We start from the raw sequence: 13,768 nt of genomic DNA on the forward strand, positions 1-13,768 counted from the left end.
CCTCAATCCAGCATGAACAATGCGTCATTGCTGAATTGCGCTTCGAACTGCGCGGGGGGCATCGGGCGGCCGAACAGGTAGCCCTGCACTTCGTCGCAGTCATGTTCGCGAAGAAACTCCAGCTGCTCATGGGTCTCCACGCCTTCGGCGATCACCGAGAGGTTCAGGCTGTGGGCCATGGCGATGATAGCGCGGGCGATCTGGGCGTCCTGCTCGCCGGACGGCAGGCCATCGACGAAGGTGCGGTCGATCTTCAGTACGTCGATCGGGAACTGTTTGAGGTAGTTCAGCGACGAGTAGCCGGTGCCGAAGTCATCGACTGCGATGCTCAGGCCAAGGTTTTTGAGGCCATCGAGGATCTGCATGGCCTCGTTGACCTCGCGCATCAGGATGCTTTCGGTCAGTTCCAGCTCCAGGCAGGCGGGCGACAGGCCGGTCTGTTCGAGTATATGGGCGATACGCTTGCCGAGCTGACCGTCCGAGAACTGCCGTGCCGAGATGTTGACCGACACCTTGGGCACGCGAACCCTGGCCTGATGCCAGTGTTTGAGTTGGCGGCAGGCTTCGGTCAGGACCCAGTCGCCGACCTCCACGACCAGCCCGAGCTCTTCGAGCACCGGGATGAAGTCGTTGGGCGGCACCAGTCCGCGGCGTGGATGGCGCCAGCGCAACAGGGCTTCCGCGCCCGTCAGGCGTTTGCCGTCGCCGCTGAACTGCGGTTGGTAGAAGAGGGTGAACTCCTTCTGCTCCAGGGCATGGCGCAAGTCGCTTTCCAGCTCCAGACGCTCCAGAGCCGTGGCATTCATGTCCGCCTGATAGAACTGGAAGTTGTTCTTGCCGCGCTCTTTGGCGTGATACATCGCCGTGTCGGCGTTCTTCATCAACTGACTCAGTTCCTTGCCGTCCTGCGGGCTGAGGGCAATGCCGATACTGGCGGTCACGAAGAACTCGCGGCCTTCCAGTACAAACGGCGTAATCAGGCTGGTCAGAATGCGTTCGGCAACGTGAATGGCGCGATTCAGCGCGGCTTCGCGGGTTTCATCCGGTTCCAGGAGCAGGGTGAATTCATCACCCCCCATGCGCGCCACAGTGTCGTCAACCGACACACAGGCGAGCAGCCGCGTGGCCATTTCCTGCAACATCCGGTCGCCGGCAGCATGGCCCAGTGAGTCATTGATCGGTTTGAAACGGTCGAGGTCGAGGAACATCAGCACGACCCAGGCCTGTTGGCGTTCGGCGTGCTGCAGTGCCGAATGCAGGCGATCCTGGAAGAGGGTGCGGTTGGGCAGGTGAGTCAGCGCGTCGTAGTACGCCAGACGGTGGATCCGGTCCTCGCTGGCCTTGCGTTCGCTGATATCGCTGAAGAAGCACACGTAGCTGGCCAGATCGCCTTCATCGTCGAGGACTGCGGTAATGCCGACCCAGGCCGGATAGTGCTCGCCGTTACGGCGCTTGAGCCTGATTTCACCTTCCCACGTGCCTTGTCCGTTCAACTGCCTGAGGATATGGCGCAGGCGGGTTTCCTGTTCGGATTCCACGGTGAGCATGCCCGGCAACTGATCGAGCACCTGCGCCACTTCATAGCCACTGACGCGGGTAAAGGCCTCGTTGGCCTGCACGATATAGCCGGCGGGGTCGGTAATCAGAATGGCGGAAGTCGAATGCTCGAATACCGTGGCAGCCATGCGCAGGTCTTTCTCGGCCCGACGCTGCTGACTGATGTCCCTGCCCACGCCGAAGATGCCCTCGAAATTGCCGTGTTCACCCCACACCAGAACCACGCGCAGTTCCACCGGGATCTTGCTACCGTCGGCACGCAGGCAGTCGAACAGGAACATTCGGATGGTGACTTCTTCGCGCAGCCTGGCGAGTTCCTGAGGTTTGTCGAGGACCTTGTCGATGCGGTCCATGAGTGCATCAAAACCGACTATTTGCTGGGGGTTGGCAATGGCAGCGGACCAGCCGTTCTGCAGGATCCACTCGGCGCTGTAGCCCAGCGCACGTTCTACCGAAGGGCTGACGTAGTTGACTGCCAGCCGGCCGTCGGTGGAGAAAATCACATCGCTGATGCTTTCAGCGAGCATGCGGTAACGCTGTTCGCTGTCACGCAGCGACTGGCTGGACGCGACCTGCTCGGTAATGTCCTTGGCAATGCCGATGATACGGGTGACCCGGTCCTCTGCATCCCAGGCCAGCGCCTGCTCGCGAATGTCGAAAGACCGCCAGTTGCTCTCGCGGTCCCGGAAGCGCAGCACGCGTTGCAGTAATTCATTGTGCCCGTGGTGACGCTGGCGCAGGCGCATGTCCTGATAGTTTCGGGCGTCGTCAGGGTGCAGCAGGACTTCCCAGAAGAACTCGCCCATGGCGTGCAGTTCTGACTTGCTGTAACCCAGCGTGTAGCCGAAGTGGTGGTTGCTGTAGATCACTCGCTGGCTGAGCACGTCCTGAACGTACAAATGGTCTGGTACGGTTCTTACCACGTCGGACCAGAAGCTCTCGCGGTCCAGCAACGACAGCTCGACCTGTTTACGGCTGGTGATGTCGCCAATGCTGAGAATCACGGCATCGAAGTCGCTGCGTGTCTCGGGCAGGCGCATGACCAGCCACAGGTGCTGATCCTGACCGTCTGCGCGGGTCAGACAGATTTCCAGTTCCAGCCGTGGCTGCCCGGTGAGAACCGCCTGAATGATCGGAATGCCGACGCCAGGACGCGAGCGCGATTCGCCCTCGATCAACGGTTGCCATGCCTGTTCGCTGTGCTCGATGTTCAGCAGGCTCAGGGCAACTTCGTTGAGTTCGCTGATGTGCAATTGCTGCAACAGGCGTCTAAGAGATGCCGGCTGGCTCTTGAGCAGACGCTCGAAGTCCTCTTCGGTACTGACCTCGAGAGCTTCCAGTTGCTCCTGAAGGCCGGACATGTCCATTACACAGATTGCGACGCCCGCGCCTTCGAAGATATCCCGGTAGCGGCGTCGGCTCTGCAGCATCTGGCGCTGGCGTCTGCGCAGGCTCATCAGCGCGATCAACGGCAGAATCGAAAGCAGCAGGCCTATCAGGCACTTGCCGATCAGTGGCGCAAGCAGTTCGCTGCGGGCCTTGTAGGTGTCGAACAGCCCTCGCAGTTGCCAGTCACTGTTGTTCAGCGGTTGAAGCAGGATGGTGTCGGACAGGCCACTGTCCGCTTCGTTGGCGGGCACCGGTTCATGGAGGATGACCCGCTGCGTCTTGCGCTGTTCGAGACGCCACAGGTGCTGAAAGTCCTGAGCCGGCTGGCTGGCAAGTTCCTTCAAGGCTTCGGGCGCCACGCGCAATGCCCAGTAATCGCCGCTCACGCCGTTGCCCAGGCGAATCAGTACATAGATCTGGTTGCCGTCTTCGGAGCCGGTATAGAAGTAGGGGCGACCCCGCGCCTGTTTCATGGCTTGTTCGAGAAACTCACCGTCGCGCGAGGCCTCAGCGCTGTCACTGACAATCTCACCCTCCGGGTTCAGGCGAGCGACGCTGCGCAGCGCGGGCAGGGCAGTGCGCAGGTTCAGCAGCGTCGTCGGCTGCTCCAGCCGCTCCCCGGAGGATAGCGCCTCGTCCAGCAGATTCATGGCGATCTGCGCCTTGAGCGCCATGTTCAGACTCATCCGGTCGGAAAGCTGGACGCTGTACTCCAGACTGCGCTGACGCTGGCGCTCCTGAGTCTGGTGAAACTGCTCGATCAGTTGCCAGAGCAACAGGGCAAGCACCACCAGTACCAGCCCCGCCAGCATGCCTTTCACTGACCCACGCAAAGGCCTGGTCGCACTGTCTGTAGCGACACTGGATGAGGACAGAGGCGTTGAAGTGGGCAAATCGCTGTTCCTGACTGCTGGGCTGAAGCAGTGATGCTTTATGTAAAATAGCTGGGTCGGCCGAAGAGGGCGGCTAGCATGCCTTTAGTTGTGGCAAAGTGCCAGTCCTGTCGGGCCGTATCGTTTGCCCTGCACGCAGCATTCGGGTAGCTTTGCGCAACGCGTGGTATCCACCGACTCCTGCATGAGTGACTCCACTTTTTGCAATATCAATCAGGCTTTATATTTGCCAGCACTGGCCCGATATGTTTCCAACTGAGTTTATTCAAGGCTCGGAACGGTCTCGCGGCAAGTCTCAAGGACAAATAAAAGCTTTTTTCCGGCCGGAGCTTTAAGCTCGTTACCCAAATCGGTCCTCATTACAGACGCTAGGTTTTCATTTCATGGCTCAATACGTCTACACCATGCATCGGCTGAGCAAAGTTGTGCCGCCGAAGCGTGAAATCCTGAAAAACATCTCTCTGTCTTTTTTCCCCGGTGCCAAGATCGGTGTGCTGGGCCTCAACGGCTCGGGTAAATCCACGCTGTTGAAAATCATGGCGGGTGTCGACACCGAGTTTGATGGCGAAGCGCGTCCGATGCCGGAGCTCAATGTGGGTTATCTGCCGCAGGAGCCACAACTTGACCCGAACAAGACGGTCCGTGAGGTCGTGGAAGAGGCGGTCAGCGTGATCAAGGACGCCCAGGCGCGTCTCGATCAGGTCTACGCCGAATATGCCGAGCCGGATGCTGATTTCGACAAGCTGGCGGCCGAGCAGGCCAAGCTCGAATCCATCCTGCAGGCCAGCGATGGCCATAACCTGGAGCGTCAGCTGGAAGTCGCCGCCGACGCGCTGCGCCTGCCGGCCTGGGATGCGAAGGTTGCGGTCCTTTCCGGTGGCGAAAAGCGCCGTGTCGCGCTGTGCCGCCTGCTGCTCTCCGCACCGGACATGCTGCTCCTCGACGAACCGACCAACCACCTGGATGCCGACTCTGTCGCCTGGCTGGAGCATTTCCTCCACGACTTCCCGGGGACTGTGGTTGCCATCACGCACGACCGTTACTTCCTGGATAACGTGGCTGGCTGGATTCTGGAACTCGACCGCGGCGCGGGCATTCCTTACGAGGGCAACTATTCGGGCTGGCTTGAAGCCAAGTCCGACCGCCTGGCGCAGGAATCCAAGCAGCAGACCGCTCACGAAAAAGCCATGAAAGACGAGCTGGAATGGGTCCGCAAGGGTGCCAAGGCGCGTCAGTCCAAATCCAAGGCGCGTCTGCAACGCTTCGAAGAAATGCAGTCGCAGGAATTCCAGAAGCGCAGCGAGACCAACGAGATCTACATCCCGGCCGGTCCACGTCTGGGCGACAAGGTTATCGAGTTCAAGAACGTTACCAAGGGCTATGGCGACCGCGTGCTGATCGACAACCTGTCGTTCTCCATGCCCAAAGGCGCCATCGTGGGTGTGATCGGCGGTAACGGTGCCGGTAAGTCGACGTTGTTCCGCATGCTGATGGGCAAGGAACAGCCGGACTCGGGCAGCATCGAAGTCGGTGAAACCGTGCAGCTGGCCTGCGTGGACCAGAGCCGTGATGACCTGGACGGCAGCAAGTCGGTATTCCAGGCAGTGTCAGACGGTTCCGATGTGATCCGTATCGGCAACTATGAGATTCCGTCGCGTACCTATGTCGGTCGCTTCAACTTCAAGGGTGGCGATCAGCAGAAGTTCGTCAAGGACTTGTCCGGTGGTGAGCGTGGTCGTCTGCACCTGGCGTTGACCCTGAAAGAGGGCGGCAACGTGCTGCTGCTCGACGAACCGTCCAACGACCTCGACGTGGAAACCCTGCGTTCACTGGAGGAAGCGCTGCTAGACTTCCCGGGCGCTGCCATTGTGATCTCTCACGATCGGTGGTTCCTTGACCGTGTCGCCACGCACATCCTGGCGTACGAAGACGATTCGCAAGCGATCTTCTTCGAAGGCAACTACACCGAGTATGAAGCGGATCGCAAGAAGCGTCTGGGCGAAGCTGCTGCTCAACCGCATCGAGTGCGTCACAAAAAGCTGGCCTGATCAGCGTTCAGGCACGCGCCGCTCTTTGCAAGGAGCGGCGCTGCCGTCGGTTGGCCTGGCTCACGCGTCAGGTTCGATCAGCAACACTTCAATCGACTGATCGCCCGCCGGGCGCTGCCACAACACTTCATCGCCTTTCTGCGCGCCAATCAGGGCGCGGCCCAGTGGCGACCCCCAATTGATCAGCCCTTTGGCTGCATCGGCCTGATCCTCTCCGACCAAGTGCACGCGCTGCTGGTTATCCTGCTCATCCGCGAACGTCACCCAGCTGCCGATCTGCACTTTTTCGGTCGACACGGCCGGTGCGACGACCTGCGCGCTTTGTAGGCGCTGATTGAAGTAACGCAAATCGCGTTCAAGGTCGGCCAGTCGCTGCTTGTCCGCCGCTTCGCCCAACGCAGTTTGCGTACTGTGCTGCGCCTGCAGGCTGCCGACGTGTTTCTTCAACAAGGTCAGGCCTTCGACAGTGACGTAGTTGATTTGCGTACTGACCAGCCGCTCTACCGGTTGCTCGGCCTCGGCGGCAGCGTTGTCTTCGTTTACGAATGCGCGGCTCATGAAATGTCCTCCCTAATAGGCTTTGGGCCACAGCAGGGCATCATTGGTTTCGTCGAATTGCGCAAGTGTCGGATCAGTTCGGGCGGTAGGCCTTGGCGGCACTTCGGGTCTTTTCCCGCTCCCAGGCGCGGTCACGCTCATTGAAGACCTGACCGGGATCGAGCCGGTCGCGATTGTCCTGGGACGTCTCGCACTGACGAAAGCCATCGGTCCAGCCTTCGGCGTAGAGCTTGTCTTTCAGGTAACGGGGCACGTTCTTGCGGAATTGGCCGGTAGTGGCGCCTGCTGCGTCCCTGCCGCTGCTGCAGCCATCCTGATAGCCGTCTGCAAAACCCGGCGGATAACCCTCGGCCAGCATCTGGTCACGGGTGGACTGACAACCCGCCAGCACGATGGCCAGCGACAACAACAGCCAATACCGCTTCATGGTGATTCCCTCTGCTTATGAGAGGAGTCTAGAAGGTAAATTGTGAGTTATTCGTAAAAGCGATGTAGGGAGCGTGTAACGGCAGTGTGCTTTTATTTTCGGCGAACACTGCCAGCGATTCACTACTGACCCGGTCAGTAGTGATACCACTTCACCTCGAGCATCACCTCGTTCTGCGGCGAGCTCATCTGGCTGAATTCGCGCTGGGCGCTCAGGCGCAGGCCGAGGTTGCGGGACAGTTCCCATTGCTGGTTGAGGCTGAAGCTGCGGCGTACTTCGCCGTTGGTGAAATAGTCGCCCTTGGCTTCCAGGCTGAGGTTGCCCAGCGGGTTGCGCCACAGCACGCCAGTGTTGAAGCCTGCGGCAGGGGAGATGAATTCGGCGAAATCGTTGTTGTGCTCGACCCGCACGGTGCCCAATCCAAAGCCGAGCATGTCGTCGGCCAGCTGCCAGGTGCCGCCGCCACCACCGTTGACGTGGCTGACCAGGTTTTCGTCGCCGTGCTTGCCGAGAACCCGTTCCAGACCGCCGGTGACTTGCCATGACCAGGGTTTGAGCAGCTCGGTACGCGGAGTCAGTGAGCGAATGGTCGCCAGGTCCAGTTGCTGCACCTGCCAGTCATTGCCTTCGTACTGACGCACCTTGAGCTGAAGAATCTCGATCTGCGCGCCCAGCGGGAAGCCATAGGCGTTGTCGTTCAGGTCGTGATAGGCCATGCGCAGGCCATATTCGGCAAACGCCTTGTCACCGCGTGTGCCCGCTCCCAGCTGCCAGGTGCGTGATTCATGGCCTTCTTCCGGCAGGCCGGGGCGCGGGATGTCCAGTTGTGGCGGCGGGTTCTGATTGATCGCCTGCAACAGCTCGAAGCTGCGTTGCGAGCGTTGCGTATCGCGCTCAAGACCGTTGGCGCGGTAACGCTCCAGACGATAGGCGGCGTCCTGAATCAACGCGCGGCGTTCTTTGGGCTGCGCGAGGTACTCGCTGTTCTGCAGTTGTTTCTGATCGGCGCTGACTTTCAATACCCACTGTTGCTCGTCTGCATCGAGCGGTTCGGCGCGGCTCAGCAACTCGCGTTCGCGTGACGGGCGATAGTCGATCTTCTCCACCAGCCCGGCGGCCTTGATCGCCTTGACCGTATCGGTCGGGATCGCGGTCAGGCCGAACTGATCGGTAAGTTTCAGGCCAGGGCGGGCGACTTGCAGCAATTCCAGCAGCCGGTAGGAGCAGTTTTCGTCGAAGAAGAAATAACTGAAGCGGATCTGTTTCAGCTCCCAGACGTGCTCGACCATGCGCCCGGTTTCTTCCGCAGTCAGGTTCAGCCGGTATTCCCACAGGTCACGGTTTTCCAGGCTGCGGTATTCCGAGAGTTTTTCCTGATACGGCACCAGCGCAAACAACCCCGGGTAGCCGCCTGCCAGACCTTTCCACGCATACAGAATGCTGTTGTCCATGCCTTCGATGTAGGCACCGAAGTTGATCGCGTAGCTCAGCAAGGTGGTGTTGTTGGTCTTCGCGCTGGCCGGATCGATGCGCAGCAGCGTATGGCCAAACATCGACGAGGGACTGTTGAGGTACGCGGCCGGGAAAATCAGCACCGTGCTGTCCGGGGCCACATCCTTGTACCAGGCCTTGAATTCCTTGCAGTCCGGGGTCGGCAGGTCCGTCAGGTGCAACTGGTCACGCAGCCAGCGGGTGCGTGCCGGGTACACGCACTGGGCGTGGGTCTGCTCATTGCTGACCGGTGCGTAAATAGCGTTGAGTGTAGCGCTCAGCTCCGCCTGCGGGTCGTGTGCACCGTTGGCGGCGAGAAAGAATTTCGGGTCTGTGACATAGCTGCGCCAGCCACCGAGCTTGCCGGCTTCGTAGTGACCCAGGGAAATCCAGAACGGCTGATTGGCCAATTGCTGCAAACGGTCAGCGCTGGCATGAGGTGCCGCGCACAAGGGGGCACAGACAAACAGCGCCAGCGATACAAGACGTTTGAGCATAGAGGGCAACTAGTCAGAAAAGGGGATCCCGCCCTTTACGAAGAAAGGGCGGGCGAACGACTTTAAGCCTGGGTAGCGTACTTGGCCAGAGTCGGATCGTTTTTCAGAACATTGACGGTGTTGGTGTGAACGTCTTCGGCAGTGGCGTCGGCCTTGCTGAAGATTTGCGAGAAGTGCTCGTGAGTGACGGCGGCGAAGTGCTCGCGGTCTTCTGGTGCAACGCCCAGTACCACAGCGTAGGTCGTCAGAGCTTCGCCCTGACCCATGGCCATGTCCTTGGAGAGTTCATCCATCATGCCGTTCATGGCAAGCCAGGATTTACCGCCATAGGTCAGTGCGCCGTTGGTGGAGCAGCCGTTAGTGCCGGAGGTCATGCCGAAGGTGGCGTTACCCGAAGTACCGTTGGTGGTCGAAGCCAGGAAGTGAGCTGGAGTACCGCGTTGACCTTCAAACAGCATGTTGCCCCAACCGCAGTCAGGACCGCCTGGTGCTTGAGCCATAGCGTTGATCGATACAGCGGCGAAGAGCGTTCCAAGAAGAATCCGTTTCATAGCTTTTTCTCTTTTTAGTTCAGCCAAGGGTCGAGTTTCTTGAGTCGTTACATCAAGACAGACGGCCAACCAGCAACCACCTGTTCAGTTTGGAGTTTAGGCACGTTCCAAGGGTTCCGTCATCGATTACAGATTATTGCTTGAAAAAGGCTTTTTTCAGGACGCGGCTCATGGCAGTACCCACGCAAATGCCTTTCGGCTCTTTCCTGCCTTGCAAGTCGTGTACAGCGAGCGCCAGAATGCCGACATCTGCCCCGCCTGATGTAAGGATTACTGATGCCCGATTCTGTCGCAGCCAACCTACGCCTGGCGCCCAACGCGCTGACCCGTCCGTTTTCCGCTGAGCAGTTCAGCTTTGCGACCACCCACGAGCTCGAACCCTTTCGCGGTGTCCTTGGCCAGGAGAGAGCCGTAGAGGCCCTGCAGTTCGGCGTTGCCATGCCGCGCCCCGGTTACAACGTGTTTGTCATGGGTGAGCCCGGCACCGGGCGCTTTTCGTTCGTCAAACGCTACCTCAAGGCCGAAGGCAAGCGGATGCAGACGCCGTCGGACTGGGTCTACGTCAACAATTTCGACGAGCCCCGCGAGCCCAAGGCTCTCGAGCTGCCGCCTGGTACCGCTCATGAATTCACCGCCGACATCGGCGGCCTGATCGACAACCTGCTGGTGACCTTCCCGGCGGTTTTCGAGCATCCCTCGTATCAACAGAAAAAAAGCTCGATCGACCGCGCGTTCAATCAGCGCTACGACCGCGCACTTGATGTCATCGAGCGCCTGTCGCTGGAAAAAGACATCGCGCTGTATCGCGACAGCTCCAACATCGCGTTCACGCCGATGGCCGATGGCAAGGCGCTGGACGAGGCCGAGTTTTCGCAACTGCCCGAAGCGGATCGCGAGCGCTTCCATGAAGATATCTCCGCGCTCGAGGAGCGTCTCAACGAAGAGCTGGCCAGCCTGCCGCAGTGGAAGCGCGAGTCCAACAATCAGCTGCGTCAGTTGAATGAAGAAACCATCACCCTGACCCTGCAACCCTTGCTGGCCCCTCTCTCGGAAAAATACGCCGAGAACGCTGCGGTCTGCGCCTATCTGCAGGCCATGCAGGTGTACCTGCTCAAGACTCTGGTCGAGCAATTGGTCGATGATGCCAAGACCGACGCCCAGGCGCGCAAGCTGCTGGAAGAGCAGTACAGCCCGAGTCTGGTGGTCGGGAATACCCGTGATGGCGGTGCACCGGTGGTTTTCGAGCAGCACCCCACCTATGACAACCTGTTCGGGCGCATCGAATACAGCACCGATCAGGGCGCGTTGTACACCACCTACCGGCAACTGCGCCCCGGCGCGCTGCATCGCGCCAACGGCGGTTTCCTGATTCTGGAAGCCGAAAAAATGCTTGGCGAGCCGTTCGTCTGGGATGCGCTCAAGCGTACCCTGCAATCGCGCAAGCTGAAGATGGAGTCGCCGCTGGGCGAGCTCGGCCGCGTTGCCACCGTGAGCCTGACGCCGCAGGTGATCCCGTGGAACGTCAAAATCATCATCATCGGTTCGCGCTCGCTGTACTACACCCTGCAGGACCTCGATCCTGACTTCCAGGAGATGTTCCGAGTGCTGGTCGACTTCGACGAAGAGATTCCGATGGTCGACGAGACGCTTGAGCAATTCGCTCAGTTGCTCAAGACCCGGACCTCGGAAGAGGGCATGGCGCCTTTGACCGCCGACGCGGTGGCAAGACTGGCGACTTACAGCGCCCGCTTGGCCGAGCATCAGGGGCGTTTGTCGGCGCGTATCGGTGACCTGTTCCAACTGGTCAGCGAGGCCGATTTCATCCGGCAACTGGCCAATGACGACAAGACCGACGCCGGGCATATCGAGCGTGCGCTCAAGGCCAAGGCCACCCGTACCGGGCGGGTCTCGGCGCGGATTCTCGATGACATGATGGCTGGCGTGATCCTGATCGACACTGACGGCGCGGCAGTCGGCAAGTGCAACGGTCTGACGGTTCTGGAGGTCGGCGACTCGGCCTTCGGCGTACCCGCGCGCATTTCCGCGACGGTTTACCCGGGCGGCAGCGGGATCGTCGACATCGAGCGCGAGGTCAACCTTGGCCAGCCTATCCACTCCAAGGGCGTGATGATCCTTACCGGCTACCTCGGCAGCCGTTATGCCCAGGAATTCCCGCTGGCGATTTCCGCGAGCATCGCGCTCGAGCAGTCCTATGGGTACGTAGACGGCGACAGTGCGTCGCTGGGCGAGGTCTGCACGCTGATCTCGGCGCTGTCACGCACGCCACTCAAGCAATGCTTCGCGATTACCGGCTCCATCAACCAGTTTGGTGAAGTTCAGGCGGTGGGCGGGGTCAATGAAAAGATCGAGGGCTTCTTCCGCCTCTGCGAAGCACGTGGGCTGACCGGCGAGCAGGGCGCGATCATTCCGCACGCCAATGTCACCACGCTGATGCTGGATGAGCGTGTGGTGCAGGCTGTCCGTGCCGGGCAATTCCACATCTACGCGGTGCGTCAGGCCGATGAGGCGTTGAGTCTGCTGGTTGGCGAACCCGCCGGTGCGCCTGACGAGCATGGCGAGTTCCCTGAAGGCAGCGTCAATGCGCGCGTGGTGGAGCGTCTGCGCGATATTGCAGAGATGCTCAGCGACGAAGACCTCAAGGAAGAGCTGGAAAAGGAGCCAGCGCAGTTGCAGCCTGAACTCAAGGTCTGACCGCGCAGGAGCCGGGCGGTGCGGGGCCGCCCGATGCTCCGTTCATCAGGGATAGTTTCTTGCAGGATGGTTTTCTTCTAGTCTGATGTGATCGCAGTGGCCAAAGTGATTGGCGTGCATCCTGCTTCATGAGAAGGATGAATACTGTTGCTGATCAGGAGCGCATCATGCAGCGTAGCCTTTGCCTTACCCGAGAATGCATGGGGCTGATGACCCGTATCGAGTGTGTCATCCGGCCTCTCCCTCATGACAGCGGACAGTGGATGGTGCTCTTCGCGGCCGGAATGGCCGAAGAACAGCCTTCCGCAATCAAGTCCTAGGGGCCTTTCAAGGGCCTGCCCGCAGCGCAATCGGTACTGACCAGCATTATCGAAAGCCTGTCGTTGCATGGCTACCAATGTGCCGATGACATCGCTATCTGGGCTTTGCACATCCAGGCCGAACTGCGCCGTATCGATAGCGACAGGACCGTCTGTCAGCGCTCATCGCTGTTCTAGTCTTCAATCCGTTTCCTCAGCCGTGGGCTTGCTGCCGCTGTGCGATATTTTGTCGCACGGTCAGAGCGGCGCATTACCGCTGATATACTCGCCCGCTCCTTTAAAACACCTTGCGAGTACCAATGGAACGTTTTTTTGAAAATGCCATGTACGCATCGCGCTGGCTGCTGGCGCCGATCTATTTCGGTCTATCCCTCGGCCTGCTGGCGTTGTGTCTGAAGTTTTTCCAGGAAATCTTTCACGTCATTCCCAACATCTTCTCGCTGGCTGAAGCTGACCTGATTCTGGTGCTGCTGTCGCTGATCGACATGGCGCTGGTCGGTGGCTTGCTGGTGATGGTGATGATCTCCGGCTACGAGAATTTCGTGTCGCAGCTGGACATCGATGAGGACAAGGAAAAGCTCAACTGGCTGGGCACTATGGATTCGTCTTCGCTGAAGATGAAAGTCGCAGCGTCCATTGTCGCGATTTCCTCCATCCACTTGTTGCGGGTGTTCATGGACGCCACCAACATCAAACCCGAATACCTGATGTGGTACGTCATTATCCACATGACGTTCGTGATCTCGGCGTTTGCGATGGGCTATCTGGACAAGGTCACCAAGCACTGAGACGACGCTGGACGAGAGGGGCGGGTGTTATCGTTTCTGGCATGTCGGCGCGGTGTGTTGTAAAACGTCCGTTCCGATGCATCAGGCGTTTGCGCAGGAGGTTCGATCATGAATTATCAGGAATTTACCGACCACGCCCAGGCCGGTCGGGTCGACGAGTTGAACCTGATCTCCATCGAAGGCGGCATCTATCTGCTGGATGTGCGCATGAATGGCACTTCGGTGATGCTCAAGGACCAGGCGGGCAAGACCCTGCACCTTCGCTCTGTAGAGCATGCCCGGGAGTTGCTCAAGGACATACCTGTGGTGCCTTTTTACCTGGTCCATTGCGTGGTCCATGACGAGTTGTGCGGCATGCCGGTCAATGACCGCTCCGAGATGCGCCTGCCGATCTCGTTTCAGTCTTCATGGTCCTGATCGCCAGTCGCGGATTGCTGCTGCGGTAGGGGCTGTAGCGGCAATTGTGCTAGGCTGCTCGGCCTTTTGGTTCGGGGCGCATCAGCGTATAGCGTGATTGCCGTTCAGGTTTTGCGCGAT

At 59.6% G+C, this 13,768-nt stretch carries 9 protein-coding genes and 1 pseudogene; 5 read left to right on the forward strand and 5 right to left on the reverse strand.

Annotated elements, in window-relative coordinates:
- Nucleotides 1–2: 2 nt before the first annotated feature.
- Nucleotides 3–3,839: an EAL domain-containing protein gene (locus tag JOE33_RS18145; protein ID WP_187624916.1), complete on the reverse strand. Its 3,837-nt coding sequence runs from the start codon at nucleotides 3,837–3,839 to the stop codon at nucleotides 3–5.
- 383 nt (nucleotides 3,840–4,222) lie between these two features.
- Between JOE33_RS18145 and ettA the strand changes: the two genes are divergently transcribed.
- On the forward strand, nucleotides 4,223–5,887 hold the full coding sequence (gene ettA, locus JOE33_RS18150) for an energy-dependent translational throttle protein EttA (RefSeq protein ID WP_010434472.1): 1,665 nt from the start codon (nucleotides 4,223–4,225) through the stop codon (nucleotides 5,885–5,887).
- Nucleotides 5,888–5,947: 60 nt separating this feature from the next.
- Here the strand turns inward: ettA and JOE33_RS18155 are convergent, their stop codons facing one another.
- From JOE33_RS18155 to JOE33_RS18170, 4 genes are all read right to left on the reverse strand, one after another.
- Nucleotides 5,948–6,445, reverse strand: coding sequence for a GreA/GreB family elongation factor (locus JOE33_RS18155; RefSeq protein WP_187624917.1), 498 nt, complete (start codon nucleotides 6,443–6,445; stop codon nucleotides 5,948–5,950).
- A 73-nt stretch (nucleotides 6,446–6,518) separates the two neighbouring features.
- Entirely contained in the window at nucleotides 6,519–6,872 is a 354-nt protein-coding gene (locus JOE33_RS18160) for a lipoprotein (RefSeq protein ID WP_032615078.1), read from the reverse strand.
- Between the two features lie 134 nt (nucleotides 6,873–7,006).
- Nucleotides 7,007–8,860, reverse strand: coding sequence for a DUF4105 domain-containing protein (locus JOE33_RS18165; protein WP_187624918.1), 1,854 nt, complete (start codon nucleotides 8,858–8,860; stop codon nucleotides 7,007–7,009).
- Nucleotides 8,861–8,922: 62 nt separating this feature from the next.
- Nucleotides 8,923–9,411, reverse strand: coding sequence for a DUF3015 domain-containing protein (locus JOE33_RS18170; protein ID WP_002555221.1), 489 nt, complete (start codon nucleotides 9,409–9,411; stop codon nucleotides 8,923–8,925).
- 276 nt (nucleotides 9,412–9,687) lie between these two features.
- On the opposite strand from JOE33_RS18170, the gene JOE33_RS18175 reads away from it, so the two are divergent.
- The 4 genes and pseudogenes from JOE33_RS18175 (at nucleotide 9,688) to JOE33_RS18190 (ending at nucleotide 13,648) form a co-directional block, all read left to right on the forward strand.
- A complete protein-coding gene (locus tag JOE33_RS18175; RefSeq protein WP_011268923.1) occupies nucleotides 9,688–12,123 on the forward strand; it encodes an ATP-binding protein in 2,436 nt (811 codons plus the stop codon).
- A 167-nt stretch (nucleotides 12,124–12,290) separates the two neighbouring features.
- Nucleotides 12,291–12,620, forward strand: a pseudogene (locus JOE33_RS18180) (hypothetical protein).
- A gap of 122 nt (nucleotides 12,621–12,742) precedes the next feature.
- Complete coding sequence (locus JOE33_RS18185) at nucleotides 12,743–13,231, forward strand: TIGR00645 family protein (protein ID WP_003313787.1); 489 nt, start codon at nucleotides 12,743–12,745, stop codon at nucleotides 13,229–13,231.
- 108 nt (nucleotides 13,232–13,339) lie between these two features.
- The gene (locus JOE33_RS18190; protein WP_010434484.1) at nucleotides 13,340–13,648 is read left to right on the forward strand and encodes a DUF6482 family protein; all 309 of its coding nucleotides are present in this window, start codon (nucleotides 13,340–13,342) and stop codon (nucleotides 13,646–13,648) included.
- The last annotated feature ends 120 nt before the right edge of the window (nucleotides 13,649–13,768 follow it).

The organism is Pseudomonas sp. PvP027, from assembly GCF_017833005.1.
In the GTDB taxonomy this organism is placed as follows: domain Bacteria; phylum Pseudomonadota; class Gammaproteobacteria; order Pseudomonadales; family Pseudomonadaceae; genus Aquipseudomonas; species Aquipseudomonas congelans.

Coding starts and splice junctions, on each gene's coding strand:
- ettA (WP_010434472.1), top strand. CDS start 4,223: ATGGCTCAATACGTCTACACCATGCATCGGCTGAGCAAAGTTGTGCCG.
- JOE33_RS18155 (WP_187624917.1), bottom strand. CDS start 6,445: ATGAGCCGCGCATTCGTAAACGAAGACAACGCTGCCGCCGAGGCCGAG.
- JOE33_RS18160 (WP_032615078.1), bottom strand. CDS start 6,872: ATGAAGCGGTATTGGCTGTTGTTGTCGCTGGCCATCGTGCTGGCGGGT.
- JOE33_RS18165 (WP_187624918.1), bottom strand. CDS start 8,860: ATGCTCAAACGTCTTGTATCGCTGGCGCTGTTTGTCTGTGCCCCCTTG.
- JOE33_RS18170 (WP_002555221.1), bottom strand. CDS start 9,411: ATGAAACGGATTCTTCTTGGAACGCTCTTCGCCGCTGTATCGATCAAC.
- JOE33_RS18175 (WP_011268923.1), top strand. CDS start 9,688: ATGCCCGATTCTGTCGCAGCCAACCTACGCCTGGCGCCCAACGCGCTG.
- JOE33_RS18185 (WP_003313787.1), top strand. CDS start 12,743: ATGGAACGTTTTTTTGAAAATGCCATGTACGCATCGCGCTGGCTGCTG.
- JOE33_RS18190 (WP_010434484.1), top strand. CDS start 13,340: ATGAATTATCAGGAATTTACCGACCACGCCCAGGCCGGTCGGGTCGAC.